A 25,638-nucleotide genomic window follows, 5' to 3' on the forward strand; every position below is an offset into this window, starting at 1 on the left:
TTTTCTCGCGCTTTAATACAGAAAGCTCCAAAAACGATCAAGCCGTTCAAGCAGATCTTAAGCCGCATTTGCTTTCACAAAATGTAAAGGCCTTTCCCCGACTGAATATCGAGAAAAGGCCGCAGCTAAATTGTCTACTTGACACGGGTATGGTCACTTTTCATTATTTGTTTACTACTTCTCTGCCTTTGTATGTTCCGCAAGATTTGCATACGCGGTGCGCCAGCTTCATTTCTCCGCAGTTTGGACATTCTACCATACCTGGAACTTGTAATTTAAAATGTGTACGGCGCAATCTTTTTTTCGTTTTGGATGTTCTTCTAAAAGGTACTGCCATTTTTCCCACCTCCTTACAGAGCAATGCTTTAAGAATCATTTTCTTTCTTATCCAATAACTTAGCTAAGCTAGCTAATCTTGGGTCAATTTTGTTTTGTTGTTCTTCCTCTTTTATTAACTTCCAAAACTTTCCTTCTCGAGGTGCTGCTTCCTGCTTGTTTTCCTCTTCATCACTAAACACTTGAAGCGGAATTTCTAAAAGGACAAGCTCATGAATGATTGGCATTAAATCAATGACTTCTCCTTGAACAACATGTGTTTGCTCACTCGTTTCATACTCGTCGGAGCTAAACAAAAACGTTTCCGATGTGCGGATTTCAAATGGATATTTAACATCAACAAGTGTTCTTGCGCAAGGAAGCGTCATTTCGCCAGTAATTGTTAAATGAAAGATGACTTTCATAGAGCTTATATCTGCATGTCCTTGAACATGAACAGGAGTTATCTCCCGCAAATCAGGATGATTTTGGACAAGATCATATAGATCGACATCTTCATTGATTTGTAAGCCTTTTTTCTGCAGTTTATACAATTGATGAACAGACCATTTCAACATATATCACCTCAAGACAACAAAGGTTATTATAGCTTTCAAATAAGTATTTGTCAATATTTTTCCTTTACACTATAATATAGGCATTATTGCACAAATATATTGATGAATTGAAAAAGAAGGTGATGGAGTTGAAGGCGGTCGGAATTGTTGTAGAATATAACCCATTTCATAACGGTCATTTACACCATCTAGCCGAATCAAAGAAGAAAGCAAATGCTGATATTGTCATTGCAGTGATGAGCGGTCATTTCTTGCAAAGGGGAGAGCCGGCACTCGTCTCAAAATGGGCGAGAACAGAAATGGCTCTAGCAGGCGGCGCAGATTTAGTTTTTGAACTTCCGTTTGCCTTTTCAACGCAAAGCGCAGAAATTTTCGCCAGCGGCGCCGTGTCGATTTTAGATGCGCTTGGCTGTGATTCACTATGTTTCGGAAGCGAGGTCGGAAAAATTGACGCTTTTCTTGAAACATATGAACTGCTGGAAAAAAGAAGCGATGATTTCGTTCAACTTTTGAAAACAGCGCTTTCGAAAGGCAACAGTTATCCAAAGGCCGTTTCCATTGCTTTTCAAAAAATTGCTTCCGGAGAAAAAACGCTATTAGATTTAAGCAAACCGAACAATATATTAGGATTTCAATATGTCAAAGCCATTGTTCAACAAAAAAGCTCGATGAAGCCTCTTACAATCGAGAGAATTGGCGCCGGCTACCATGATGAATCATACCATCACCCGAGCATTGCCAGCGCAACAAGCATCCGAAAAAACATTGTTCATGAACAAAACTTGTCTTCCATGAAACATTATGTTCCGGAAAGTTCGTTTCGCATTTTACTGAATTATAAACAAACTTATTCAGCCTTTCACGATTGGGAGCTTTACTTTCCATTTTTAAAATATTCTATATTGTCCAAAACTTTAACAGAATTAAAAGAAATATATGAAATGGACGAAGGCTTGGAACACCGCGTTGTTCACCATATTAAAAGGGCCGCATCATTCCACCAGTTTCTATCTCTCTTGAAAACGAAGAGATACACATGGACAAGATTGCAAAGATTATGCACCTATCTTTTGACCAATACGAAAAAAGAAGAAATGGCGAGCATATTAAAAACGAAAAAAGCCCCGTATATTCGTTTGCTCGGAATGTCAGGGCGGGGGCAAAGCTATTTGCAAGCTGTTAAAAAACAGTTGGAGCTGCCGCTTATTTCTAAAGTTTCGTCCTATTCTTCAGATGTATTGGAAATGGATCTCAGAGCGACAAATGTTTATGCGCTCATCCTCAACGAACCTGCCGCAACCGAGTTTATGAAGCTCGAGTATACAATGCCTCCTATACGTTACGGGCTTCCTTAACCGGAAGTCCTCATTGTTTCTAAATAATGGACGGCATCATCAAATGTATCCACCGGTATGATTTTCATATCAGAATGAATGGAGTCTCGTGTCTTCAGCGCTTCTTCATAATCGGAGCCTCTCTTGCCGTTTTCGTTAGGGGCAAAAAATATATCAATCCCAGCACGGTCTGCTGCTATCACTTTTTGTGAAATGCCGCCGATCGGACCTATCTCCCCTTTTTCATTAATCGTTCCTGTTCCAGCAATATCTAATCCTTTTGTTAAATCCGTTTTCGTCAGCTGATCGTAAATTTCAAGAGCCATCATCAGACCTGCTGAAGGACCGCCGATGTCTTTTGTATTGATAGTAATACCTGGTGAAGTCGTCAATTTTTTATCCGTCACGACGCCAACACCGAGACCCGTTTTATTAGGATAACCAGGAATTTGGACAAGTTCTACTGATGTATCAATTATTTTTCCATCTCTGTTTATTTTTAATGATATATGATCGCCTTTTTTCTTCCCTTTTAAATAATCAGTGAATTGCTCTGAAGTTTTTATTTTCATTCCATCGGCTTCGACGATTCGGTCGCCAACTTTTAATTTTTCCCTTGCCGGTACTTCTTTCATAACCTCCAATACTGTAACGCCATTATTTTGAATAGTAATTTTTTTGCCGGCTTCTTTATAGGCGATGGTAATCGCAGCTTTTTGTGAAGCTTCCATTATATGTATTTGACGTTTTATATATTCCTCATCAGATTCATCTTCTTGGCGGACATGTTGAATCGGCATAATCTCATAATCATTCTGCATTTTCGCCCATAAATACGTAAATAATGTTGCTCTTCCGAAACGGACTGTTGTTAACGAAAAGCTGCCCTCTTCCTTATATCCGTTTTCAACATGAATCATATTGGATAAATCATTGACCAATCCCGGTTTTGTAATATAATAAGGGAGCTTGATGAAGGAACCGGAGAGTGCGACAATGATGCTGATGATAAGAGAAATAATAATGCGTTTACTTTTCATGATTGGTCTCCTTCCATTGGTTGATCTTATTCTTGATCTCATCAATATGTTTCGTTGCTTCCTCTTCACCGAGTTTAATAATTTCATCAATTTTCGTAAACGCTCCGCTGTGAAAATGTTCAACACGCGGGCAGATCACTACATCTGATGTTATTCGATGCTGCGCTAACTCATTTTGCATAATGTCTAAACTCCGCATAATGACATCAAAAATGGACTGAATGCGAGCTTCTTTTTTGACATGTGATACATCGACCGCTATTACGATATCAGCCCCCATTTCTTTCACCGCTGAAACGGGAACCCGTTCAATCACTCCTCCGTCAACTAATAACGAGCCGTTATAAGAAAAAGGAACAAAAATTCCCGGAATCGAAATGCTTGCCCGAACGGCATCCGCAACAGGACCTTTTCGAAAAACAACTTTTTTCCCTTCATTTAAATCGGTTGCAACGACCGCTAAAGGAATCGGCAAATCTTCTATATTTTGATTTCGGGTAAAAATTCGAATTAACTGTTTAATGCGGTCTCCTTGAATAAACCCCATTTTTGGAACGGTCACATCGATAAAATATTTTCGTTTAAATGCTGCCGCCAATTTATACATTTGTTCAACAGTTAAGCCTGAGGCATAAAAGCTTCCTACAAGGGCCCCCATGCTCGAACCGGAAATCATATCAATCGGTATTTCATGCTGCTTCAACACTTTCAAAACACCCAGATGAGCAAACCCTCTAGCTCCCCCGGAACCTAACGCCACACCAATTGTTGGATGTTTCGGCATAAACGGAGCCCCCTTTCATGAATTTGTTATTCATCATATGGTCTAAAATGCCACCCTATTCACGTATATTGAATTATAGGTTGTACGAAAACCTCTTATTCATTCTATCATGTCAGCTTATACGTGTGCAGTTTTCAATAGGGGGCATAACAATTGAAAGAGGCAAAAATTAAAACTGCTTTATACGCAACCGTTATTTTCTTTATCACCTGCTCGATTATTTTTTTTCCTGACGCCTCACTTGAGGCATCAAAGCGGGGATTACATATGTGGTGGAACATTGTTTTTCCTTCCTTGCTGCCTTTTTTTATTGTCTCGGAAATTCTTATATCAATCGGTGTGGTCCGTTTTATCGGCGTGTTTTTAGAACCGCTTATGCGGCCCGTTTTTAAAGTTCCAGGAGCAGGGGGATTCGTTTGGGCAATGGGGATGGCTTCCGGATTCCCCGCCGGGGCAAAATTAACTGCAAGATTAAGACAAGAAAACCAGATCTCAAGACATGAAGCGGAAAGGCTTGTGTCTTTTTCCAACTCTTCAAATCCGCTATTTATTTTCGGAGCTGTGTCAATAGGTTTTTTTCAAGATAAAAATCTCGGATTGTTGCTGGCCGTTTCGCATTATTTAGGAAATGTTTTCGTCGGGCTAACGATGAGATTTTGGGGAAAAGATGAAAAAAAGCCGCAAAAGGAAACAGTACATTCGAAGCCATCATTTAAAAAAGCGTTTCAGCTTATGCACGAAATGAGAATGCAAAATGAAAAACCTCTTGGAAAAATGCTCGGGGATGCCGTTCTCAATTCTGTCCAAACGCTGCTCGTCATCGGGGGCTTTATCATTTTGTTTTCGGTATTAAATCAAATTTTAAGCATCGTTCATGTGGCGGACATAGCAGCAACTTTCATATCGTCTTTGTTTATTCTTGTTCATATACCGACTGAGCTTTCCGTTCCGTTTTTTTCCGGACTGTTTGAAATAACATTAGGTAGCCAGCTTACAAGCCAGGCACAAGCCGCCATGCTGGATAAGGTGATCATCACAAGCTTTATATTGGCATTCAGCGGCTTCTCCGTTCAAGCACAAGTGGCAAGCATTTTAGCAGAAACAGACATCCGCTTTAAGCCTTTTTTCTTCGCCCGCATTATGCAAGGGATTTTTTCAAGCCTCTCTGCTTTGATCTTATTCAAGCCTTTATATATCGATCTATTGTCAAAGAATGAAGGTTATGCACCGGCATTTATATTTGAAAAAACTCCAAGCTTTCTCACGGAGTATTGGCTGCTCCTTTCCAAAGTCGGCCCCGTTATCACGATTTGCACGCTCATTGTGTATATTTTGATTTACTACTTTCGTTTAAGAAATAAAAGTGGAACATAAGAAAAGGTTCGGAAACCAAAATTTTCCGAACCTCAAAAAATTATTTTTTATACATATGCTCATATTTTTTCTTTAATGCTTCTTCCACTTCATACGGTACAAGCTCAGAAACTTTTCCGCCGTATTTAGCGACTTCTTTAACAATACTTGAACTTAAAAACGAATACTGATTGTTTGTCATCATAAAAAAAGTTTCTATATTTTCATCCAGCACTCTGTTCACTGATGTGATTTGCATTTCATATTCAAAATCAGAAACAGCCCGAAGGCCTCTCAATATAGCGTTCGCATTTTTGCTTCTCGCATAATCAACGAGCAGCCCTTGAAAGGATTCAATGTATACGTTCGGTAAGTTGCCCGTTACCTTTCTCAGCAGCTCACATCTTTCTTCTACAGTAAATAGCGGCTTTTTTGAAGAATTGTTTAAAACGCAAACATACACTTTTTCAAATACATTTGCCCCCCGCTTTATGATGTCTAAATGTCCATATGTAACGGGATCAAAGCTTCCCGGACAGACTGCAATGCTTGCCAAAATAAATACCCCCATCCGACTTCAAACATTTTGATACAAAGATACACTTGTTATACCATATCTCTCAGACTTCGTTTTTGCAAGTGATAAAACTTGGTCTGGCAATGTTACTTCATAGCTATGCTCGCACACAACGACACCATCCGTTGACAATAAAGACTGCTCATGAATTACCTTTAGAATAGATTCTAATTTTTGTTTTTTATAAGGCGGATCCAGAAATATGATCCGAAACTTCAGCCCGCGTTTGCTGACAGCTTTTAACGCTTGATCAGCGCTGGTGCGATATACTTCAGAACAGTCGTTTAACTTTAAATTTTCTAAATTCTCTCGAATCGTTTGAATCGCTTTCATATCTTTATCAATAAAAATAGAGCATTCTATCCCTCTTGATAAAGCTTCTATTCCAAGACTGCCGCTGCCGGCAAACAAATCTAAAGCAAGTCCCCCTTCAAAATATGGTCCGATCATGTTAAATATTGCTTCTTTTACTTTATCTGTCGTCGGTCTTGTCGTCTTTCCAGGAACCGATTTTAATGCTCGTCCTTTTAATGCACCGGAAACCACTCTCATACCATTCACCACAACTTGACAAAATTCCTTTTGGCTCGGAATAATATTAACATAGAAAATGTAAGATCATCAATTAAATTTGACAGCTGTTTTTTTGCAGAAGCGAGTATAATTTTTTGCCAATTGACCATAATGAAAGTGACAACATCAGTTGTGATGGTGTTGTTGCCAACCGCGGAGAAGACTTACGTTTCCCCATAAGTTCTTCCTCCGGTTTCTCCTCTCCCTTTCCCTTCTGCTTTGAAGATTTTGCTTCAAAGCTAGGAAGGATCCTGCAGATCCAATCTGCAGGCTTTTTTTTATTCTTTCAATTCTTCCATTTTCATGATACATTTATTTACGGACAAAAGCGCAATACATTTAGCTTATGAATTTAGCAACCAAATACCCATTGGAGGAAGGATAAAAATGATCCAGCGATTTATTGAACTAGGAGAAGGATATTCAGATATATACGAATTATTGGAAATCGCAAAAAGAAATCAAGACCGGATTTCGCACTTTCTAGTCCTTTATACAGTAAAAAATGGAAAAGAGGTTTGTTCGTTCGTCATTGTGTTAAAACCGACGGAGATAGGTGATTTCCAGCCTCTTTATATTTGCCGGGAAGGGATCCCAAATCCGCAGAAAAAAACGAACAAACGATTTGAACTTTTTCAACAGGCTGCCGAAACATATGGTCATGAGCTGATCGAGCTTGTTGTAAAGCCTTCAGACCAATTTTCTGATGTTGAATTGTATTACCAGCATTTAATCGGCATATTGCGGATGAACCGATACATACCTTCTTTACAATAGTAGGACAGCCTAAATTCTCGGCTGTCCTATTTATAATCCAATTTTATAATCATATTCTTTTGCTTTATCCACTTTTGATTCAAATTCAATTTTTAAAAGCGGCCTGTAAGAAGGTTCGACCCTTTTTACGAAAGAAAATGATGCAATGGTGTCCATTATTTCGTCTATTTGTTCTCTATCACAATAAAGAACAACATATTTCATTTTTTTTGAAACATAATGAATGTTTCCAAATTTCCGCAAACTTTTTACATATTTTAAAGAATGCAGCCAAACAATAATTCCCTGTCTTTTTTCAAACATCCCGATTCTCCTTTTCCTTTGCTTCTAAACCCGTTTAAGCTGAACAGCCGCATGCTCCGCCTGATGCGCATCCACAGCTAGGCATCATTTCAAAATAAGGGTTTCCAGTCGGAACTTTAATGGCTGTTGAAACAGCTCGTCCGATATACATGCTGATTTCATCGAGAAGTTTTTGAATTTCTTTTTCCGCTTTTTTAAATGCAGCGACTTTATCATTTAAATCAAGTTCTCTTTTAATTTCCCTCATTTCGCTTTTAATTCGATTATAATCAGGATGATATTTGCCAAATCTCATGACATCTTCGTATTGCTCTTTTATTTTGACAAATTTTTGAATGATTGTTTGAGCTTCTTGATCATTTTGCAAATTATATAATGAACGCCGATATTCGATCGCAAGTTCTGATTCTGTTATCATTTTTGCTAAAGCTTCCGCTTCATCTAAAAGCAGAACGCTTTCCATTGACGTAACCATTAAGATCACACCTCCAATATTGATTGTAGCACGAACATCGTCTTATTTACAACGCCTGCGTTTATCATATATTTACAATCCATTCTTTTTTCAATTGATAGCTGGTTGAATCATTATATACTAATTCCAGGTTGATTGTGTGCCGCCCTTTAGACAATCCTTTTATAATAAATGCAGCAGAATAAATATCACTTTTTTTCTTTCCATCAATATATAATACGATATGACCTTCTCCTTCTTTTTTCGTGTTCCATTCACCATTAAATGTAAAATCAGGCACATAGCATTCTACATAAACGTTGTTTCCTTCTACATGATGACGAACTTGAAATTTTCTTATTTGGCTGTTCATCGTTTCAATGGCATTTCTGTCGGATTCATGAATTTCTGTCGGAACGATGCTGTCTTTTTTATTTCCTTCCGGTACCGGTTTTTCTGGGGAACAAGCCGCCATAACCGTGAGAAGCGTCAGCATTGCGAGCCATTTCATTTGCATAATCATTGATGCCTCCTTTTTCATATATTTTCAACACTTTATGTAAAAACATGTGCTTAAAAATAAAAAAGACGCTGACGCGTCATTCAAAAATTCAGAAGCTGCTGAATGCGGAATACAAACAAAAAACCCGTTTTTTTCATTCCATTAGGAAAAATGATTACTTTCGTACAAACACATTTGAACCGTTAATTTTCGCGAAATGCTTGCAGCATCGACAGCATCATCGACATCATTTGAATAGAATTCGAAAATTTTTCTATTTTATGCGGCAGAGTTAGATAATAGTCATTTGCCATGCTAATTTCCATTTTCTCAAGAAATTCAGGATGTCTAGTCAAGGTGCGGTACCAATATGGCTTTTCGCGAATGTATTGCTTTAAAAGGGGATTTTGTTGAATATATAAATACAAGTCCTTTCTCATCGTTATTAATCCTTTCTAAACGATAAGGGATGCGAATGATTTGGATCTGATTTGCGGCTGCTCTCGATCTCTTTTAAAAGATTTTGAATGGTTGAAATCGCATCATTCATTTTATATAAATGTTCGTTTACCGTCTCCACATCTAAATGCTGAAAAGTTTGTAAAATATTTTTCAGAAAGTCACCTTGTTGATGTTTACGGCTTTTCATACTGTTTGATCGGTATTTATTCCACAAAGGATCTTCCTCACCTAAAAGCTGCCAATCTTCATAAATCTCCTTCCATGTTTTCTTTTCTTTGCGGACTTCTTCTATTAATTTTGGATGTTTTTTAATAAATTGTTTAAACAATTCGAGTTTTGATAACGATTTTGTTTTCATGCGATCACCTCATAAACGTTTTTCTTATATTTAATATATCGATAACGGAAAAATTGGTGATAAAATGAAAAAGCGAGCCTCTTCATTTGGCCCGCTTTGCAATAAAATTTTGCGTATAAAATTTTTCATACACTCCTACCCCTATATGTGTGAACCGTTCATCAAGAAGCGTTTTTCGGTGTCCTTCACTATTCAGCCAGCCTTCGACCACGTCAATTCCATCCATATATCCATGCGCAATATTTTCACCAGCCATTTCAAAATGAACCCCAGCCGATGTCAAACGATCGGAAAGAGAGCCTCTCTCAGGCGACACATGAGAAAAATATCCTTTTTCACTCATTTCCTTGCTGTGAGAATAGGCGACTTTCGCTGTGCTTTCTTCCTGCTTAAGAGGACTTAAACCATTTATTGTTCGAATTACATTCGTTATGTCAACAATTTGTTGTTCTTCCCCGTACTCAATTTTCCGCTGCTCTTCCTCTGTTATAGGCTCTGCCGCTAAAAGCTCGCCTCTATATACAACTTCATATGGACGCTGTTTTACTAATGTTTGAACATCAAAAGCTCTAATGCTCGATAACGTTCCAGTGAATTTATCCATATACAACTGAACATAAAGATCATCATTCAAACGGACTGTCGGCCTGACATTCAGGTCATCTTCCGACAGCTCGAACCGATATGAGTTTAAACCAATATCTGCTGTGACAAATGAATTGGGAGCGACAATATGAAATACTTGGGTAGACGGCTGGCCAATTTGAAACGGATCTACATTTACTTCTTTTCCAATAGCAAAAACTGTAACGACCTTTCCGTTTAAAACACCGAATTGCTTGTATTGCTGCAAATCATCTCGGTATATCCACCATTCATAATCGTATCTTGATGGATCAATCCGATCAGGTTTGCCAAAGGTTTTTAGTACTTCTTTGGAAGATCTTCCGACAAATGAGATAACTCCTTCCCCCACTTTTATTTCTTTGTCCGTTTTCTCTTGAAAATTTTGCTGTTCCGGAGGCAGTACTGGTTCCTTTTGAAAGGTGACATATACGATATATGTTAATGTAATAATTACAAATATCAATATAATTCTTGTAACTCTTTTCAGTTCAATTCCCCTCTTCTTTCTTTGTTTCTTATATATTCTGTTTTAAGTCATTTTAATCAAAAATGGGGAAATTTTGCAAACATTTCATGAAAAATTCACTTCTCTCATTTTTAATGGTGTAGTTTTTGTCTTTTCATCATGTAAAACAACGTTCTGTTATAATGCCAACAACCTTTCCATCCTCAACAACCGGCAAATGATGAATATGATGAGCTGCAAGCATCTCAGCTGCGTCTTCTGCTGATGCATCAGGAGTGATCGTTACAACATCGCCGTTCATTACATCCGTAATTTTCGTAGAACCAGGACGTTTTTCTGCAATTCCTTTTGTCACAAGATCACGATCGGTTATGATTCCTGCTAATTGATCATTTTCAACGATTAAAACGGCATCAGCATTTGACTCTTTCATTTTCACAGCCGCTTCAAACACATTATCTAACGGTGTGCAAACAATACAATTTGTTAACATAATTTCCTTTACCTTTTTCAATGAGGACACCTCTTATGCTTTTTGATCTATTATGGGAAATTTCGATTTTCTTTATTCGCTCTCCATTTGAATACCGAATTTTATTTGAACATTGTGTAAATGCTATATATATAACATTGCATGTTTTAATTATTCATACTATTATTAAACAGTAGAGAGAAATCAATTTTTTGTTCGAAGCGCTTAGGAGGGAAATACATATGAAATTTGAACAAATCGGCCTGGAAGGGCTGACGGTGGAATTGTCTCACCTTAAGGATGCGTTGACAGAATTAGGTTTTATCCTTGCCGGCCAATGGGATTATGACCGTGTGACGTTTGACAAGAAATTTGAGCATAAGGGCGATGTTTTTTATTTAAGAGTACAAGGATATTGTATTGAAGGCGATGTGGGAGGCCGCTACGCACTTATTAAATTGCTAACTCCAATATTAGGGAAACATTATTATCCTCATGGTGTCGAATATGGAGAGGATGAACATTTTCCAGCCGTCATCGTTGAGTCAAGCGAAAAACTGTTAAAGCGGGCAAAAGAAGCGATTGAAAGCTTAACTGTTTGAAAAACTGCAGGCAAATCACCTGCAGTTTTTTTTATTTATTTGGTTCAGGAGACAAATTTTGCACATCGATGTCGTCTTTTTCTCTCTCTTTTTTCGCCCATTCAAAAAATACATGAGCTAAAAATGTTCCGTACACAAGCTCTTGGATCACTTTCATAATAATGCCGCCAAGCTGCTGATCCTCAAGCAGCGGCATTCCGCTAAACATTTGCGGGCCTGACAAAGACAACCCAGCCAACGTATCAGAAGGAACACATAAGCTTAAAGTCTTTACCCACGCCTCCGGATTCGAATATGTTTCAAACAGCGGCGCACCTGCAAAAATGATTAAACCGCAGGCTGGTGTGATTAAAACGCTGTTTCCTAAAATGTAGGCAATTTTTTTCAGACCCCCAATTGGATGCCAATTTGGACTTTTTCCAATCAATGGCCAATACATAAAAAAGGCAAAAACGAAAATAAAAGTAGTAGCCGCCTCATGATAAATATAATTTGATTTTAATGTATCGAAAATAAACGGCACATGATACAAGGAAAAAAATAAATTAAACAAAATCATAGCCAATATCGGTTTAGTGAAAAATTTTACAACAGGTTTTATGACCGGCTTTTCCATAACAGCCTTCCATAACCATTCAGGAACGCCGATAATCAAAAGCGGTGCTACGATTAAAAACAAAATTGCCATTGAAGCCATATGCCCTGTAAATGTAATGTGCCCCAGCAAATCAAGCGGGCTTCCTTTGCTGACATAAAGGAGAACGATTGCCAATATAAACACTAATTTTTGTTTTAGGCTGACCGGTTCAGAATTTTTAAAATAGTGACGAAGCGAATCGGTTAATAATAAGTAAAGCACAATTAAAATAACACAAAATATAAAAAACAGCGGACTCCACATAGCGCGAAAGCCAAATATATCTAAACTCAACTGAATCAATCCTTTCAATCATCGATCTAGTCGATTCCATTTCATTATACATGCTTTCCTTTTCTTTTTTCAATGAACGTTCTATGAATTTGCATTTCTTTCAGCAAGCAGATTTATATTGCCTTTAAAAAAAGAAGCAACCAGTTAAAACTGATTGCTTCCATAAAGAGTATTTTACCACCAGACAATTGTCATAAAGGCAAGAACCGTCAGAAATGTGACAAAAATACCTGACCATATGAAAAACTGTGGTCCTTCATGTCCTTTATGATTCATATGCATGAAATAATATAGCTGGAAAATGACTTGAATGCATGCAAGCAGTACAATAAATGGAACTTTCAACCATTCGTCGATTCCATCATATCCTACTGTAATAAAAGCTACAATCGTTAAAAAGATCATTAACGCAAATGAAACGACTTGGTGCTTCATTTCTTCCGCATTTTTTTTACGGCGAAACGCTAAATCAACTTTTGGGTTACGAGAATTTTCACTCACCATCGTTATCCCACCATTCCCATTAAGTATACAACTGTGAATATAAATACCCAAACAACGTCGATAAAGTGCCAATAAAGGCTTGCGACGTAATATTTAGGAGCGTTGTATAAGTTTAATCCGCGTTTTGCATTTCGAATCATCAGCGTTGTGATCCAGAGAAGCCCAAAGGCAACGTGTGCACCGTGTGTTCCTACTAGCGTGTAAAAGGCTGAACCAAGCGCACTGCTTGTCAACTTAAATTCAAATTCATGCATGTAATGATTAAATTCATAAATTTCCAAAATTAAGAACGCAAGACCTAATAAAACGGTGACTCCAAACCAGAACTGCATTTTGCCAAATTGAAAGTTTTTCATATGATAAATTGCATAGACGCTTGTCAAACTGCTTGTTAATAAAAGCATTGTCGCTACAAATACTAATTTGATGTCAAAGAGCTCCTGCGTTGAGGCCCCGCCAGCGGTGGAATCTCTCAACGCTAGAAACGTAGCAAACAACGTGGCAAACAATACTGTTTCGCCGCCTAAGAAAACCCAAAAACCTATAAACTTATTTTTCCCTTCGAGGGTGGCCTTTTCTGGCTGCTCAGGAAACGTTTCAGCCGTTAATTTTTCTTCTACATGCATTATGCCTGAACCCCCCCATTATCATCTTTTAAAAGGTCTTCTTTATGAATATGGTATCCATGGTCATCAATAATCGAGCGTAAAAACATCGTACCGAACGTAATGATAAAGCCGATAATCGCAACCGGCACACCCCACGAATAGTCATTGTGGTACATGAGGCCGAAAGCGGCAATGAATAAGCCTATTGAAATAATAAAAGGCAAGATTGAAGAGTTCGGCATATGAATATCGCTTAGCGGTTCAGCAGGTGTTAAGCCTTTTTTGCCCTCCATTTTTTCAATCCATAAAGGATCTAATCCGCGAACAAGCGGAGTTTGTTTAAAGTTGTATTCAGGTGGAGGTGATGCAACTGCCCACTCTAGTGAACGTCCATCTTCCCAAGGATCTGCACCTACTTTTTCTCCCTTCACAGAAGTAACCACAACATTGATCAAGAGAACGACTACTGCTATCCCCATCAGAACCGCACCTATTGTACTGATCAAGTTTCCAGTATCAAAGCCTTGGCCTGATAAGAATGTGAACACGCGGCGCGGCATACCCATTAAACCAAGGAAATGCTGGATAAAGAACGTTAAATGGAAACCGATGAAAAATAATACAAATGTTATTTTACCAAGCGTCTCATTTAACATTTTTCCAAACATCTTTGGCCACCAATAATGGGCAGCAGCCAAAATAGCAAATACAACACCACCAACAATTACGTAGTGGAAGTGTGCAACAACAAAGTAAGTATCGTGGTATTGATAATCGGCTGGAGCAGCAGCGAGCATGACTCCAGTTACACCACCCATAACAAATGATGGAATAAAACCGACTGCATAAAGCATCGGTGTTGTAAAGCGGATGCTTCCGCCCCACATTGTAAAGAGCCAGTTAAACACTTTAATTCCTGTCGGCACACCAATTGTCATAGTTGCAACTGCAAAAATCGCATTGGCAATCGGACCAAGACCTGTTGTAAACATGTGGTGCGCCCACACCATGAATCCTAAAAATCCGATCAACACTGTTGCAAACACCATTGATGTGTACCCAAACAATCTTTTCCGAGCAAAAGTTGGAATAATTTCTGAAAAAATTCCGAATGCCGGCAAAACTAAAATGTAAACTTCAGGATGTCCAAAAATCCAGAAAATATGTTCATAAATGATCGTATTCCCGCCTAAAGCCGGATTGAAAAAGTTCCCGCCAAATAAACGGTCAAACATTAAAAGCGCAATTCCAACAGTCAGCGGTGGGAACGCAAACAAAATAAGTCCTGATGCTACAAAAGTAGTCCATGTAAACAATGGCATCCGCATGTATGTCATTCCGGGTGCACGCATATTAATAATCGTAACAAGAAAATTGATCCCGGAAATTAATGTTCCTAATCCGGAAATTTGCAGCCCTAGTATATAAAAGTCTACTCCATGTCCAGGAGAATTCAAGGCCACTGAAGCGTATGCCGTCCAGCCAGCATCAGGTGCCCCGCCTAAAAACCAGCTTAAATTTAAGAAAACACCGCCAAAGAAAAACAACCAAAAGCCTAAAGAATTCAAAAACGGAAACGCAACGTCACGAGCCCCAATTTGGAGTGGAACAACTGCGTTCATATATGCAAACAATAACGGCGTAGCTGCTAAAAATATCATCGTTGTACCGTGCATTGTCATCAATTCGTTAAACGTACCTGCACTGACAAAGTCATTTTCTGGAATGGCCAATTGAATACGCATCAAAAGCGCTTCAATTCCACCAATTACAAAAAAGAGTCCTCCAGCGATTAAATAAAGGATGGCAATCTTTTTATGGTCAACAGTTGTCAAATAGTCCCAAACCGTTGGCCAGAACCCTTTTTTCCGAGCTAACGTACTCACGATGTAACCTCCCTTTTATAATTAGTGAGCATTACTTTTCAACTGATAGGCTTTGTAAATAATCTGTTAATGCTTGAAGTTCTTCTTCAGTCAACTTACCGTATGTGCCTGTCATTGTGTTGCCAGGTTTATATTTTTCAGGATCTTTCAACCAGTTTTTAATATTTTCTTCATTGTGTTCCAAGATGCCGGCTACTCGTTCACGATCAGCAAAGTTAGCTAAGTTAGGTGCCGTTCGTGCTTGTTCAGGTCGGTTATCAGCTGGTGATACTGCATGGCAGCCGATACAGCCTTTATCTTTGAACACTTGTTCTCCCTGTTTTGCAGACGCTGTTTGAGCAACAGTTTCAGCTTTGAAATTTTTCATTTTATTAATCCAAGAATTAAATTCATCTCGGGAAACCGCCTTCACTTTAAAGTCCATCAATGCGTGAGATGGTCCGCATAATTCAGCACATTTCCCGTAAAAAATGTTTTCAGCTTCCTTCGCACGTTTTGAATCAATTTTTAACCAGAACTGGTTCTCATTATCTGTGTTTGTATCGATTTTACCACCAACTGGAGGAATCCAGAATGAGTGCTTCACATCTGATGCTTTTAAGTTAAAATAAACTTTTTCATCTGTCGGCAAGACTAAATCTTGGCTTGTAATGACTCCATAGCCAGGATATTCAAATTCCCACCAATACAAACTTGCTCTTACATTGACAACAAGAGGATCTTTTCCTCCATTTTTATCATCTGCCAACGCTTTTTTCATTGGGTCGGTATCCGCCAAATTAAAGGTGGAAGCAACTACCGGAACTGCCAATACAATCAGCAATAATATAGGAATAACAGTCCAAATGATTTCAAGCTTATGGCTTCCTTCCACTTGTACCGGAATTTTATCGCTTCCTTTCCGGCGGAATTTCATTAAGACATAAATAAAAATAATCGTTACGACTGCAACAACAATCACCATGATTGCCGTACTCAACATCATGAGCGAAAATTGTTCATCGGCAACTTCTCCAGCTGGAATCAGCGTGGAAATAAACGGTTCGCCGCAGCCTGACAATACGAGCGTCATGACTGAAAGTAGTAACAAAAGACGCCATTTCAGCTTTTTCATCGCTAAATCAAACCCCTCTTTCTTTGTTAAATCCTGTTCATAAAGAAAAAATGAAGAATTCCTTCTATGAATAAATTCTTATCTAGAAAGAATTACTACCGAACGTTAAATTATTGAAAAGGCAACCATAGCCACAAACAAAATGGTTAAATAGTTAATTGAATAGATAAACATCCACTTAGACCATTTTAAATCATTTTTCATTTTCAGTCCAATTAATGACAAAATCAACCAAATAATGTTCAATACAGTAGCCAAAACGATGAAGCCAATGCCTAGGCTAAACAAATAAAAAGGAAGGGGCAGCAAGCAGGCAACCCAAACAATGATTTGTCTTTTCGTCACCTCAAAGCCATGAACAACTGGAAGCATCGGAATTCCAGCTTTACGGTATTCTTCCGAACGCTTCATCGCAAGTGCCAAGAAATGAGGCGGCTGCCAAATAAACATGATTAGAAATAAAATCCATGCAATGATATTTAAATCATCAACTGCAGCCCATCCAATCAGCGGCGGAACAGCTCCAGCGATGCTGCCGACTACCGTATTGATCGTATATTGGCGTTTTGTCCACATCGTGTATAGCACTATGTAGGAAAACACGCCTAACAAACCAATGACGGCTGCGGAAACAGAAACCATTAGAAGCAAAATCGTTCCAATGGAAATGAAGCCGGTCCCCAGCAGCAATACTTGAAACGAGCTTATACGGCCCGTTACGGTTGGGCGTAATCTTGTTCTTTCCATTACATGGTCAATATCTCTGTCATAAAAATTGTTGATTGCGCAAGATCCAGCAATAATAGCTGCTGTTCCAAGCAATGTAAACACAACAATATCTATATTTTCAAGAAAACCTTTACCGCTGAAATATAATGCCAACCATATTCCGGTAAAAGTGGTGATTAAATTGGAGTTGACGATTCCGATTTTAATTAATGATAAAAAATCTTTCCAAGCGGAAGTTGCCACTTCTATTTCTTGCCGATCGTTTAAAACAACTTCGCCCCTTGTATTACCCAATTGAATGACCTCCTCTGGGACGGCCTCCTATCTGAGACCATTTAGCGTTTGCCTCTATCATATAAAAAAAACACGAGACAAAAAAGCATTCATATAGTATTAAACCATAATTCGTCAATTTTTTGTGTACATTTCGCGAATAAAGTTTGTCGAAATTGTGAAGCGGTTAAAAATAAAATATTTTCCGATTATAATAATAGTTGGTCGAACGTTTCGGCAAAATGCCTTCCCCATAATATTTCTAGCAAACTCCTTTTGAATATTCAAGCTTTTTCTGATTCTACAAGAAACTATTTGTTTCGAAGTTTGATGTTTCTATACCCATTATGGAGTTTCTTTCGGCTTTTTAAACTTATTAAAGATGTTAGAAGGTGAATGAGACATGCACTATTTATTAAAATGGCTTGGCGTCGTGACAACAATCGTCATGCTATTCGTTTTAATTGGCGGAGCACTCGTAACAAAAACAGGATCATCTCAAGGATGCGGCCGGTCTTGGCCGCTTTGCCACGGAAAAGTTCTTCCAGACCCTTTGACATTAGAAACAATCATTGAACTTTCACACCGACTTGTGAGCGGAATTGCAGGAATCCTTGTTTTATGTCTTGTTATTTGGGCTTGGAAAGCGATCGGGCATAAAAAAGAAACAAAGCTGCTTTGTTTTCTGGCCATCTTTTTTATTGTTTTGCAGGCGCTAATCGGTGCTGCAGCTGTCGTATGGGGGCAATCCGATGCCGTTCTTGCACTTCATTTTGGAATTTCCCTCATTTCATTTGCAGCTGTTTTGCTGCTTACTCTGCTGATTTTTGAAGTTGATAAAAAATTTGACGCAGATAATGCTGTCATTGGGAAAAAAATGCGATTTCATATTTATGGCATTATTACTTACAGTTATATTGTCATTTACACAGGTGCATATGTTCGGCATAAAGGCGCAAGTCTAGCTTGTCCAAGCATTCCTTTTTGCAGCGAAAATCGCTTGTTCCCGCAAACCGTCCATGAATGGGTGCAAATGGGCCACCGCTTTGCAGCAGGCTTGCTGTTTATTTGGATTGCGGTTGCCACTATTCATGCGATAAAACATTATAAAGATCAAAAAGTGATGTATTGGGGTTGGATTCTTGCTTTCATTCTCATTCTTCTCCAAGCGTTATCCGGCATATCCGTGATCTTGTCTGATTTAAACCTTTATCTTGCCTTAGCACATGCTTTATTTATTTCCTGCTTGTTCGGGCTGTTGTGCTATTTTGTTCTTCTTGCAGGCCGGGCAAAAGCTTCGAATGATTAAAAGGCTCTGTCTAAAGCCTTTAGAATTGATGATGGCGGAAATCGGCGAAAGAGCTGATATCCGCCATCTTTTATTTTTTTTTTAAGAATGTGGGATGTCATTTTAAAAATCGAAACAATTTTTCCCTGATTGACGATGGAAAGTTTTCCAAACGAATCTTTTAATCAAGACTGTAAATGTCTTTATATTTCTTTTCTAAATACTGAATAAAATATGCCGGATTCAACGATTCGCCAGTCGCATCCTTTAATATTTCCAGCGGTTTTTTCATTTTGCCATATAGATGAACATGTTTTGTCAGCCAGCTTTGAATTTGCTGAAATTCTCCGTTTTCAATAAGTTCTTCAACATTCGAAAGATCCTGCTCCATTTTTTGCATCAATTGCGTTGCATACATATATCCTAAAGCATATGAAGGGAAATAGCCAAAGCTTCCTCCCGCCCAATGAACATCTTGAAGCACCCCGTTTCCATCATGATCTGGAGCAATACCTAAATATTCGCTATATTTATCATTCCAAACTTTTGGAAGATCAGACACATCCAAATTTCCTTCAAACAGCAATTTTTCTATTTCATAGCGTACAATGATATGAAGACAATATGTCAATTCATCTGCTTCAATACGGATCAGCGATGGTTTAACTTCATTGATCGCTCTGTAAAAATCATTTAAAGAAACCCCAGTAAATTGGTTTGGAGCATACGTTTTAAGTTGGTTGTAATATCGCTTCCAGAAATGATAGTTTCGCCCAATTAAATTTTCATAAAATAATGATTGAGATTCATGAATCCCCATTGAAGCGCCGTCAGCAAGAGGAGTTCCTTCCAGTTCTTCATTTATGTTTTGCTCATAAATCGCATGTCCGGCTTCATGAATGGTTCCGAAAACGGCCGTTCGAAAATCTGTTTCATCATACTTTGTTGTAATTCGAACATCGCCCCGGTTCATTCGAATTTCAAAAGGATGGACGGTTTCATCAAGGCGGCCGGCATCAAAATTGTAGCCTATTTCCTTTAAAATATATTCGGAAAACTTTCGCTGTTTTTCTTTCGGAAACGGTTTGTGCAAAAACGAAACGTCGATTTTTTTTGATGATTGTACAATTTGTTGTACTAATGGGACGATATGTTTTTTTAGCTCTGCAAAAACCTTGTCAAGCGTCTCCACAGTTATTCCTGGTTCATACAAATGAAGGAGCGTATTATATTTATGTCCCTTATAGCCCCAATAGGAAATAAACTTTTTATTGAATTCTATTAATTTTTCTAAATAAGGAGCAAACTGATTGAAATCTGCATTTGCTTTCGCTTCTTCCCAAACTGATTCGCTTTTTGATTGGAGAATGACATATTCTTTATATTCCTCTTTCGGAATCTTAATGTTTTTTTCATACTCCTCTCTGCATTCCTGAAGAGCTTTCTTTGTCACCGAAGAGAGATTGTCATAAACATGTTTTTCTGTTAATTCATCAAGAAACTCTTTCATAGTATCTGAAACGGACATCTGGAACCACTCTTCAGAAAGAATGCCGATTGTTTCAGCTCGCCGCTCCAATCCATTTTTCGGCGCACCCGTCCGTAAATCCCAATACATTAAATTTAATGCTTCTTCATAGCTTTCCATTTTCTTTAAGTAATCGAAAAATTTTTGTTCTTTTTCTTTTAAGCCCATTTTGATCATCCCCTTCTTCCAATTGAAAATATATTTCAGCTCGGTTTGACAGGCAACGCTTTTACGACCTCCGAAACAATATTTTCTCCCTCATCTTTGCTGATAAAAATCGTTATAGTACCATGGTCATCTTTCGTGCGAAGGAGGCGTCCAACCCCTTGCTTCAGCCGCAGTATCATATACGGAAGATCCACTTCATAAAAAGGATCTGTTGCGGATTTTCGTTTCGCATCAAATACAGGATCATCCGGCGGGAATGGAAGCGACCAAATGATCACATGTTCAAGCGACGGTCCTGGAACGTCAAGCCCCTCCCATAAATGCACAGCGCACAAAACGGTTTCCGGATCTCTTTCAAAAGATGCCACTAATTCGCTGATTTCATAATCTCCTTCAAATAAACATGAATGCCAAAAGCTTGGTAAATGTTTTTTTAAGAAAAGCAGCTCCTCTTTCGTTCTGCATAAAATTAACGTGCGCCCTTTGTTTGATTTTATGACAGATTCCGTCCAGTTCAATTTTTCCTCGCTCGTACCTTTTTTTACAAACACTTTCATATTTTTTTCATAGTCAAAAGGAGAGGAAACGGAGAATGATAGATAATCTTTTATACCAAGGCTATTCGCTAAATAAGCAAACGATCCGTTTTGATCCGATAAAGTGGCTGATGAAAAGATATAAGGTATTTTATGAGAAAACACTTTTTCTTTTAAAATATCTTCTATCCTTTGCGGCATGATCACAAAAGAAGATGACGCGCCGTTTTGTTCAAGCCAGGTAATTGTGTTGTCAAATTGTAAAAACAAGCGAAAAGAAAATTCCATTTGATCAAGGTATTCTTCCACAATCTTTAAGCTATATTCATCAATGGTATATAGTTCACTTTCAAAAACTAAAGCTTCAGACAGCTGATTCAATCGTTCATACAAATTTCCGGCCGCTTCTAACAAATCGTCTGTTCTCGTGATTGTCAACCGATTGGAGCCTTCCTTTTGATGTGCACTTTTAAACAGCATATGAAAAAAATGATCGTTCGCTAAAAGCGCTTCTTCGACCATTTCTGCAAGTTGTTCACGAATGTTGTTCTTTAAAATTTTTTCTAAATATGCTGCTAGCGTTTCTTTTTTCACTTGATACGTAAGTGCCTTTTGAGCCGCAAATTCTAATAAATGGCCTTCATCAAACACGACGCAACTGTGCTCTGGGAGAAGCGGGAGCTGTCCTTCACGTTTCCGGGATTCTTTCGTCCAAATATGCTCCATATAAAAATCATGGGAGCAAACGATTAAATCCTTCGCCTTCCGATAATAATCGCGGGAAAGAATTAAGCCGCACCGATGTCTTTTGCTGCATGACAAACAGTTTTTAAAAGGATCCCAGCTGATTTTTTCCCATTTTTCATCGGAAAAAAACGGGTATTGCTTCCGGTCTCCATAATGATAGTAAGATTGCAATCCGCTCTGATCATGCACGAATTCAGGGAGAGATTCATAAAGATCAAAAAAGTCCTCATCATCGTCCATTCCAAGCAAATCCTCAAGCTTGTCCAAACATAAATATTGGTTCATCGATTTTGCCAATCGCACATCCACTTTTAGACCTAGAGCTTCTTCAAGCTTTTTTATATCCCCTTGTTTTTTGACAAGCTGTTCAATTAGAGCTTCGTCCGCACAGGCAATGACGGCAGGTCTTCCGGTATATCGCGCATATGCAATCGCATAAAGCAAATAAACAATCGTTTTTCCTGTCCCTACTCCCGCTTCCGCAAACATCACTTTCTTTTCTTTAAAAGCTCTGTCAAGCTGGAAAGCCATAAAAATTTGTTCGTCGCGCAATTCAAAGCCTTTTTCAGGCAAAATATCATACAGAACATCACCGATCCATTTGTTTAACGCTTCATAAAAACTTTCATTTTTTGTCAGCGGGAAAGGTAAACCTTGAAACATCATGACTCCAACCTCCGTGATTATTCATAGAGTAAAATTATTTCACTTATTACGCTTAACGTCAATATCTTTTCTGGCAGCGCGCGATTCAATTAGAATCATGTCAACCTCGCTTATGCAGGAAGCGAGCGGTAAGGTTTGAAGCATAAGCGATTGACTCGGTTGAAACGAAATCATTTAAAAACAGAAAAAACTTCCCATTTTCAGGGAAGCCGTTTCTCTCGAACGGAAAGAGATCCGTGAAAAATAGCCTTTTTCAATTGCCCTTCCGCTTCAAAGATTTGACTGAGCGCTTTTTCTGTTGAACCTCTTTCTACCAACGCAGTATACGTATTCTTTAATGCGCGAGAAATAATCGCATATTCTTCCTTTGTCATAAATCAACCAACCCCGTATAAATTTTATCCATTTTAATTTATGCAGAGCTGGTATTATTTATGCTTTTTTGGGCGGTTTAGGTCCCCAATACTGATAATAGTGCGTTTCGATAAACCCGTTAAAAAGTTTCCGTTTTTTTGTCGCCTTTTTTCCGTAAAACTGTTCAAAGCTTTTATTGCTTGTCAAAATGTAAATCGACCAAGTATCTAACAGCGAGAATGTTTTCCCCATTTCCTTATATAATTGCTCCACTTCTTCTCGTTCTCCGAGTCGCTCACCATACGGTGGATTCCCGACTATTACCCCAAATTCCTTCACTGTACGTAAATCTTTAACTTGCATTTGTTTAAAAGTAATGACATCCGAAAGCCCGGCCTCCATGGCATTTTCTTTTGAAATCTCAATCATTTTATGATCAATGTCCGTCCCGATGCAGTCGAGGCGAATATCATATTTAGCTAAATCCTCTGCTTCTTCTCTTGCCCTTCTCCATACATCCTTGCCGATCCAGTCCCATTGCTCTGAAATAAAATCTCTATTGAAGCCGGGCGCGATATTTTGCCCAATTAACGCCGCTTCAATCGGAATCGTACCTGAACCACAAAATGGATCAAAGAAAGGTCTGTCAGGAGTCCAATTCGTTAGCAAAATAAGTGCAGCAGCGAGCGTTTCTTTTAAAGGGGCATTTCCTTTTCGAGCGCGATATCCTCGTTTATGGAGGCCGTCTCCGCTCGTATCAATGGTCAGTGTAGCAATGTCTTTATGTAAAGAGATCTCAATCTTGTAAACCGCCCCTGTCTCTTCTAACCAATCGGTCGTTTTTCGGTACTGCTGCTTCAATTTTTCAACTATTGCTTTTTTTACAATTTTCTGGCAGTCAGAAACACTTGCCAGTTTTGATTTCACCGATTTTCCGATGACAGGAAATTGAGCGTTTTCAGGCAAAAAATCCGCCCAATCAGTGGCTTTCGTTTTTTCAAACAGTTCTTCAAATGTCGTCGCCGAAAATTCAGCCACTTTTAATTTCACTCGATCAGCCGTTCTAAGCCATAAATTCGCTCGGCAAATCGCCAGTTCATCGCCTTCAAACGTTACTTTTCCGTTTTCCACTTTGCATGTATATCCTAGATTGCGCACTTCTGATGCAACAATCGCTTCAATTCCCATTGCAGCTGTTGCAATCAATGTAAACCGTTTGCTCATTTTTTCACCTGTCTTTTTAAGAAAATAAAAGCTCTCCAAATGGAGAGCACGAAAAATTGCGGTTTATTCCATAACGTTCTGTAAGCCATGTTTTGTCCCCATGCAGCTTGCACATGGGTGGTAATCATCTATCTACAGAAGGGTTTTAGCCCTTCTGTCCTTCTCCTCGTTCATTTCCTCAGAGAAGGTGCCCCTACCATCATTTGGGTTTCTCGCTCGTGGGGTTTACCGCGTTCCACTCTTGCGATTTCTCGCAAGACTACGTCACTGTGGCACTTTCAGGGTAATAGTGCCATACTAATCAATAGCTTAGGCACGTTCCCCGCCGTCAGCCGAAAAGGCTGCCCTAGCTTATGGTTTCGCTAGGCACGAACACTACGGGCATCTCAGCACCGTGCGAGCATGGACTTTCCTCTACAACGGATGATCCGTTGCAGCGATTACCCGAACGTTATGCTAAACCGCATTATGTAGTATAGTGAAAATGAATAAAAAATTCAAGTGGCATCCATGAACATTACTCATATAATTTGCTTCCAAATACATGTTTTTCTAAATTCGATAAACGCTTCAAAATGTCAAAGTTCGTTGTATTCGCCTGCATCGTCGGTTGTTTTTTCGATGCTTCTTCGAGCTGCTTTTTCAGCCGCATATTTTCCTGCCGCAACTGTTCAATCTCCTGGTAAAACGTTTCGTAATCTTTAATGATAATATCTAAAAATTTATCAACTTCTTCTTGTTTATAACCGCGCATCGAAGTTTTAAACTCTTTTTCCAAAATTTCTTTCGCCGTTAATCTAATTTTATCTGAAATCAACTCGGTTCACCTCAATCGTCAGAAGTCCTCCTAGGCTATATTTTTTCAAACTTCCTGATTAATGTCAATTTATTCTTTATGGTAATAACATGTCTCCATCCTATTATAGGAAAAAATGAAGCCTTCAGAGGTTTAAAAATAATGATTATAAACGGAAGGAGCTGGTTACTCAGCCCCTTCTCAAAGATTATCTCGGAAACGGACCAGGTCCCATGCACTGAAAATGTTGATGTGACACGTTATTTACCGCAGATTGAGTATGCGGGAAATAATGCAAATGTTGATACATTTGATGATTAACATTTGTTGTATGAATTGGATGGATATGAGGAACGATTGTTGTTGAATGTGTATGATTGACGCAGCATTTCGTCGGATGAACAATCGGCTGAAGAACGTTCGGTCTGCATTTCATATTATATAACTCCTTCCTATTTATTATTTTTACAATACTAGCCTATGAATATAAAAGTGTACATGTACTAATTCAAATACCTATTTTCAAAAAAAAGCAGGCGCGATATTTATCAAGTATAGGCATTTCCTTCATAACCGATTGATTAAGGCACTATATTAAAATTTTGAAAGAGAAAGGGGCTGTCCGATAAGTCCCTAAAATGAAGCAAGTGGAGAAAAACAATTCGTTTCTCTCCACTTGCTTTTATATTTTTTCGATTTTTATCTGAAA

At 38.5% G+C, this 25,638-nt stretch carries 31 protein-coding genes and 1 other RNA gene; 5 read left to right on the plus strand and 27 right to left on the minus strand.

All coding sequences use genetic code 11. The annotated features are described in order from the left end of the window. Positions 1 to 163: 163 nt before the first annotated feature. Complete coding sequence (rpmF, locus tag FB379_RS08060) at positions 164 to 337, minus strand: 50S ribosomal protein L32 (RefSeq protein ID WP_063388509.1); 174 nt, start codon at positions 335 to 337, stop codon at positions 164 to 166. Positions 338 to 365: 28 nt separating this feature from the next. Then, the gene (locus FB379_RS08065) at positions 366 to 890 is read right to left on the minus strand and encodes a YceD family protein (protein WP_144597734.1); all 525 of its coding nucleotides are present in this window, start codon (positions 888 to 890) and stop codon (positions 366 to 368) included. A gap of 131 nt (positions 891 to 1,021) precedes the next feature. Between FB379_RS08065 and FB379_RS08070 the strand changes: the two genes are divergently transcribed. Further along, complete coding sequence (locus tag FB379_RS08070) at positions 1,022 to 2,248, plus strand: nucleotidyltransferase (RefSeq protein WP_063388511.1); 1,227 nt, start codon at positions 1,022 to 1,024, stop codon at positions 2,246 to 2,248. On the opposite strand, the gene FB379_RS08075 is transcribed toward FB379_RS08070, so the two are convergent. Both FB379_RS08075 and FB379_RS08080 read right to left on the minus strand, forming a co-directional pair. Continuing rightward, a complete protein-coding gene (locus FB379_RS08075) occupies positions 2,245 to 3,267 on the minus strand; it encodes a SepM family pheromone-processing serine protease (RefSeq protein WP_144597723.1) in 1,023 nt (340 codons plus the stop codon). The two genes, FB379_RS08070 and FB379_RS08075, sit on opposite strands and share 4 nt — an antisense overlap. After that, on the minus strand, positions 3,257 to 4,051 hold the full coding sequence (locus FB379_RS08080; protein ID WP_063388513.1) for a patatin-like phospholipase family protein: 795 nt from the start codon (positions 4,049 to 4,051) through the stop codon (positions 3,257 to 3,259). Before FB379_RS08080 ends, FB379_RS08075 begins: the two co-directional genes overlap by 11 nt. Positions 4,052 to 4,204: 153 nt before the next feature. Between FB379_RS08080 and ylbJ the strand changes: the two genes are divergently transcribed. Continuing rightward, positions 4,205 to 5,425 carry a sporulation integral membrane protein YlbJ gene (ylbJ, locus tag FB379_RS08085; RefSeq protein WP_144597724.1) on the plus strand — a complete coding sequence of 407 codons (1,221 nt, stop codon included), beginning with the start codon at positions 4,205 to 4,207 and terminating at the stop codon, positions 5,423 to 5,425. Between the two features lie 40 nt (positions 5,426 to 5,465). Here ylbJ and coaD read toward each other — a convergent pair whose 3' ends face one another. The 3 genes from coaD to FB379_RS18990 form a co-directional block, all read right to left on the minus strand. Continuing rightward, entirely contained in the window at positions 5,466 to 5,960 is a 495-nt protein-coding gene (gene coaD / locus FB379_RS08090) for a pantetheine-phosphate adenylyltransferase (RefSeq protein ID WP_063388514.1), read from the minus strand. Positions 5,961 to 5,981: 21 nt separating this feature from the next. Continuing rightward, positions 5,982 to 6,533, minus strand: a complete 552-nt coding sequence (gene rsmD, locus FB379_RS08095) for a 16S rRNA (guanine(966)-N(2))-methyltransferase RsmD (RefSeq protein WP_066251986.1) — start codon at positions 6,531 to 6,533, stop codon at positions 5,982 to 5,984. 73 nt (positions 6,534 to 6,606) lie between these two features. Then, positions 6,607 to 6,732 (minus strand): hypothetical protein, encoded by a 126-nt coding sequence (locus tag FB379_RS18990; protein ID WP_277874799.1) that lies wholly within the window; start codon positions 6,730 to 6,732, stop codon positions 6,607 to 6,609. A gap of 209 nt (positions 6,733 to 6,941) precedes the next feature. On the opposite strand from FB379_RS18990, the gene FB379_RS08105 reads away from it, so the two are divergent. Beyond that, the gene (locus FB379_RS08105) at positions 6,942 to 7,331 is read left to right on the plus strand and encodes a DUF7147 family protein (RefSeq protein ID WP_130156241.1); all 390 of its coding nucleotides are present in this window, start codon (positions 6,942 to 6,944) and stop codon (positions 7,329 to 7,331) included. Between the two features lie 30 nt (positions 7,332 to 7,361). Here the strand turns inward: FB379_RS08105 and FB379_RS08110 are convergent, their stop codons facing one another. From FB379_RS08110 to FB379_RS08140, 7 genes are all read right to left on the minus strand, one after another. Beyond that, positions 7,362 to 7,634 carry a YlbG family protein gene (locus FB379_RS08110; RefSeq protein WP_063388517.1) on the minus strand — a complete coding sequence of 91 codons (273 nt, stop codon included), beginning with the start codon at positions 7,632 to 7,634 and terminating at the stop codon, positions 7,362 to 7,364. A 34-nt stretch (positions 7,635 to 7,668) separates the two neighbouring features. After that, positions 7,669 to 8,109 carry a YlbF/YmcA family competence regulator gene (locus FB379_RS08115; protein ID WP_063388518.1) on the minus strand — a complete coding sequence of 147 codons (441 nt, stop codon included), beginning with the start codon at positions 8,107 to 8,109 and terminating at the stop codon, positions 7,669 to 7,671. A 64-nt stretch (positions 8,110 to 8,173) separates the two neighbouring features. Next, positions 8,174 to 8,611: a hypothetical protein gene (locus FB379_RS08120; RefSeq protein WP_144597725.1), complete on the minus strand. Its 438-nt coding sequence runs from the start codon at positions 8,609 to 8,611 to the stop codon at positions 8,174 to 8,176. A 182-nt stretch (positions 8,612 to 8,793) separates the two neighbouring features. After that, positions 8,794 to 9,030 (minus strand): YlbE-like family protein, encoded by a 237-nt coding sequence (locus FB379_RS08125; RefSeq protein WP_144597726.1) that lies wholly within the window; start codon positions 9,028 to 9,030, stop codon positions 8,794 to 8,796. Positions 9,031 to 9,035: 5 nt separating this feature from the next. Continuing rightward, positions 9,036 to 9,410 carry a YlbD family protein gene (gene ylbD / locus FB379_RS08130; RefSeq protein WP_063388521.1) on the minus strand — a complete coding sequence of 125 codons (375 nt, stop codon included), beginning with the start codon at positions 9,408 to 9,410 and terminating at the stop codon, positions 9,036 to 9,038. An 82-nt stretch (positions 9,411 to 9,492) separates the two neighbouring features. Further along, the gene (locus tag FB379_RS08135; protein WP_144597727.1) at positions 9,493 to 10,524 is read right to left on the minus strand and encodes a CAP domain-containing protein; all 1,032 of its coding nucleotides are present in this window, start codon (positions 10,522 to 10,524) and stop codon (positions 9,493 to 9,495) included. A 136-nt stretch (positions 10,525 to 10,660) separates the two neighbouring features. After that, positions 10,661 to 11,017: a CBS domain-containing protein gene (locus FB379_RS08140; protein WP_144597728.1), complete on the minus strand. Its 357-nt coding sequence runs from the start codon at positions 11,015 to 11,017 to the stop codon at positions 10,661 to 10,663. 200 nt (positions 11,018 to 11,217) lie between these two features. Here FB379_RS08140 and FB379_RS08145 point away from each other — a divergent pair, with 200 nt between their 5' ends. Beyond that, positions 11,218 to 11,577, plus strand: a complete 360-nt coding sequence (locus FB379_RS08145; RefSeq protein ID WP_144597729.1) for a YugN family protein — start codon at positions 11,218 to 11,220, stop codon at positions 11,575 to 11,577. A 31-nt stretch (positions 11,578 to 11,608) separates the two neighbouring features. Here the strand turns inward: FB379_RS08145 and ctaG are convergent, their stop codons facing one another. From ctaG to cyoE, 6 genes are all read right to left on the minus strand, one after another. After that, entirely contained in the window at positions 11,609 to 12,508 is a 900-nt protein-coding gene (gene ctaG / locus FB379_RS08150) for a cytochrome c oxidase assembly factor CtaG (RefSeq protein ID WP_063388525.1), read from the minus strand. A 174-nt stretch (positions 12,509 to 12,682) separates the two neighbouring features. After that, positions 12,683 to 13,012, minus strand: a complete 330-nt coding sequence (gene ctaF, locus FB379_RS08155; RefSeq protein ID WP_063388526.1) for a cytochrome c oxidase subunit IVB — start codon at positions 13,010 to 13,012, stop codon at positions 12,683 to 12,685. A 2-nt stretch (positions 13,013 to 13,014) separates the two neighbouring features. Continuing rightward, complete coding sequence (ctaE, locus tag FB379_RS08160; RefSeq protein WP_063388527.1) at positions 13,015 to 13,638, minus strand: cytochrome c oxidase subunit III; 624 nt, start codon at positions 13,636 to 13,638, stop codon at positions 13,015 to 13,017. Further along, entirely contained in the window at positions 13,638 to 15,506 is a 1,869-nt protein-coding gene (ctaD, locus tag FB379_RS08165) for a cytochrome c oxidase subunit I (RefSeq protein WP_063388528.1), read from the minus strand. Before ctaD ends, ctaE begins: the two co-directional genes overlap by 1 nt. Before the next feature lie 31 nt (positions 15,507 to 15,537). Beyond that, complete coding sequence (gene coxB / locus FB379_RS08170) at positions 15,538 to 16,620, minus strand: cytochrome c oxidase subunit II (RefSeq protein ID WP_063388529.1); 1,083 nt, start codon at positions 16,618 to 16,620, stop codon at positions 15,538 to 15,540. Positions 16,621 to 16,725: 105 nt separating this feature from the next. Then, positions 16,726 to 17,598 (minus strand): heme o synthase, encoded by an 873-nt coding sequence (gene cyoE, locus FB379_RS08175; RefSeq protein ID WP_232515768.1) that lies wholly within the window; start codon positions 17,596 to 17,598, stop codon positions 16,726 to 16,728. 427 nt (positions 17,599 to 18,025) lie between these two features. Here cyoE and FB379_RS08180 point away from each other — a divergent pair, with 427 nt between their 5' ends. Further along, complete coding sequence (locus tag FB379_RS08180) at positions 18,026 to 18,931, plus strand: COX15/CtaA family protein (protein ID WP_094246107.1); 906 nt, start codon at positions 18,026 to 18,028, stop codon at positions 18,929 to 18,931. Positions 18,932 to 19,091: 160 nt separating this feature from the next. Here FB379_RS08180 and FB379_RS08185 read toward each other — a convergent pair whose 3' ends face one another. The 7 genes from FB379_RS08185 to FB379_RS08210 all read right to left on the minus strand — a co-directional run bounded on the left by FB379_RS08185 (position 19,092) and on the right by FB379_RS08210 (position 25,365). Beyond that, a complete protein-coding gene (locus FB379_RS08185) occupies positions 19,092 to 20,615 on the minus strand; it encodes a carboxypeptidase M32 (RefSeq protein ID WP_144597730.1) in 1,524 nt (507 codons plus the stop codon). A 26-nt stretch (positions 20,616 to 20,641) separates the two neighbouring features. Further along, positions 20,642 to 22,555 (minus strand): ATP-dependent DNA helicase, encoded by a 1,914-nt coding sequence (locus FB379_RS08190; protein ID WP_422386927.1) that lies wholly within the window; start codon positions 22,553 to 22,555, stop codon positions 20,642 to 20,644. Positions 22,556 to 22,755: 200 nt separating this feature from the next. Next, positions 22,756 to 22,929: a hypothetical protein gene (locus FB379_RS18450; protein ID WP_157728005.1), complete on the minus strand. Its 174-nt coding sequence runs from the start codon at positions 22,927 to 22,929 to the stop codon at positions 22,756 to 22,758. A gap of 58 nt (positions 22,930 to 22,987) precedes the next feature. After that, entirely contained in the window at positions 22,988 to 24,133 is a 1,146-nt protein-coding gene (locus FB379_RS08195) for a THUMP domain-containing class I SAM-dependent RNA methyltransferase (protein WP_144597731.1), read from the minus strand. 76 nt (positions 24,134 to 24,209) lie between these two features. Further along, an RNA gene (gene rnpB / locus FB379_RS08200) (RNase P RNA component class B) lies at positions 24,210 to 24,585 on the minus strand. Positions 24,586 to 24,650: 65 nt separating this feature from the next. Further along, positions 24,651 to 24,950, minus strand: coding sequence for a cell division regulator GpsB (gene gpsB, locus FB379_RS08205; RefSeq protein WP_063388535.1), 300 nt, complete (start codon positions 24,948 to 24,950; stop codon positions 24,651 to 24,653). Between the two features lie 187 nt (positions 24,951 to 25,137). Beyond that, on the minus strand, positions 25,138 to 25,365 hold the full coding sequence (locus FB379_RS08210; RefSeq protein WP_063388536.1) for a CotD family spore coat protein: 228 nt from the start codon (positions 25,363 to 25,365) through the stop codon (positions 25,138 to 25,140). Positions 25,366 to 25,638 lie beyond the last annotated feature (273 nt).

Source organism: Aeribacillus composti (assembly GCF_007827555.1).
Taxonomy (GTDB): Bacteria; Bacillota; Bacilli; order Bacillales; family Aeribacillaceae; genus Aeribacillus; species Aeribacillus composti.

What these genes read in the sequence shown, in the direction of transcription:
- FB379_RS08080 (WP_063388513.1), bottom strand. Translation starts at nt 4,051, where the DNA reads ATGCCGAAACATCCAACAATTGGTGTGGCGTTAGGTTCCGGGGGAGCT.
- FB379_RS18450 (WP_157728005.1), bottom strand. Translation starts at nt 22,929, where the DNA reads ATGACAAAGGAAGAATATGCGATTATTTCTCGCGCATTAAAGAATACG.
- ctaF (WP_063388526.1), bottom strand. Translation starts at nt 13,012, where the DNA reads ATGGTGAGTGAAAATTCTCGTAACCCAAAAGTTGATTTAGCGTTTCGC.
- FB379_RS08190 (WP_422386927.1), bottom strand. Translation starts at nt 22,555, where the DNA reads ATGATGTTTCAAGGTTTACCTTTCCCGCTGACAAAAAATGAAAGTTTT.
- FB379_RS08115 (WP_063388518.1), bottom strand. Translation starts at nt 8,109, where the DNA reads ATGGTTACGTCAATGGAAAGCGTTCTGCTTTTAGATGAAGCGGAAGCT.
- ylbD (WP_063388521.1), bottom strand. Translation starts at nt 9,410, where the DNA reads ATGAAAACAAAATCGTTATCAAAACTCGAATTGTTTAAACAATTTATT.
- rpmF (WP_063388509.1), bottom strand. Translation starts at nt 337, where the DNA reads ATGGCAGTACCTTTTAGAAGAACATCCAAAACGAAAAAAAGATTGCGC.
- rsmD (WP_066251986.1), bottom strand. Translation starts at nt 6,533, where the DNA reads ATGAGAGTGGTTTCCGGTGCATTAAAAGGACGAGCATTAAAATCGGTT.
- FB379_RS08110 (WP_063388517.1), bottom strand. Translation starts at nt 7,634, where the DNA reads ATGTTTGAAAAAAGACAGGGAATTATTGTTTGGCTGCATTCTTTAAAA.
- FB379_RS08195 (WP_144597731.1), bottom strand. Translation starts at nt 24,133, where the DNA reads ATGAGCAAACGGTTTACATTGATTGCAACAGCTGCAATGGGAATTGAA.
- FB379_RS08145 (WP_144597729.1), top strand. Translation starts at nt 11,218, where the DNA reads ATGAAATTTGAACAAATCGGCCTGGAAGGGCTGACGGTGGAATTGTCT.
- ctaE (WP_063388527.1), bottom strand. Translation starts at nt 13,638, where the DNA reads ATGCATGTAGAAGAAAAATTAACGGCTGAAACGTTTCCTGAGCAGCCA.
- FB379_RS08105 (WP_130156241.1), top strand. Translation starts at nt 6,942, where the DNA reads ATGATCCAGCGATTTATTGAACTAGGAGAAGGATATTCAGATATATAC.
- FB379_RS08120 (WP_144597725.1), bottom strand. Translation starts at nt 8,611, where the DNA reads ATGATTATGCAAATGAAATGGCTCGCAATGCTGACGCTTCTCACGGTT.
- FB379_RS18990 (WP_277874799.1), bottom strand. Translation starts at nt 6,732, where the DNA reads ATGGGGAAACGTAAGTCTTCTCCGCGGTTGGCAACAACACCATCACAA.
- FB379_RS08185 (WP_144597730.1), bottom strand. Translation starts at nt 20,615, where the DNA reads ATGATCAAAATGGGCTTAAAAGAAAAAGAACAAAAATTTTTCGATTAC.
- FB379_RS08125 (WP_144597726.1), bottom strand. Translation starts at nt 9,030, where the DNA reads ATGAGAAAGGACTTGTATTTATATATTCAACAAAATCCCCTTTTAAAG.
- coxB (WP_063388529.1), bottom strand. Translation starts at nt 16,620, where the DNA reads ATGAAAAAGCTGAAATGGCGTCTTTTGTTACTACTTTCAGTCATGACG.
- FB379_RS08075 (WP_144597723.1), bottom strand. Translation starts at nt 3,267, where the DNA reads ATGAAAAGTAAACGCATTATTATTTCTCTTATCATCAGCATCATTGTC.
- FB379_RS08180 (WP_094246107.1), top strand. Translation starts at nt 18,026, where the DNA reads ATGCACTATTTATTAAAATGGCTTGGCGTCGTGACAACAATCGTCATG.
- FB379_RS08210 (WP_063388536.1), bottom strand. Translation starts at nt 25,365, where the DNA reads ATGAAATGCAGACCGAACGTTCTTCAGCCGATTGTTCATCCGACGAAA.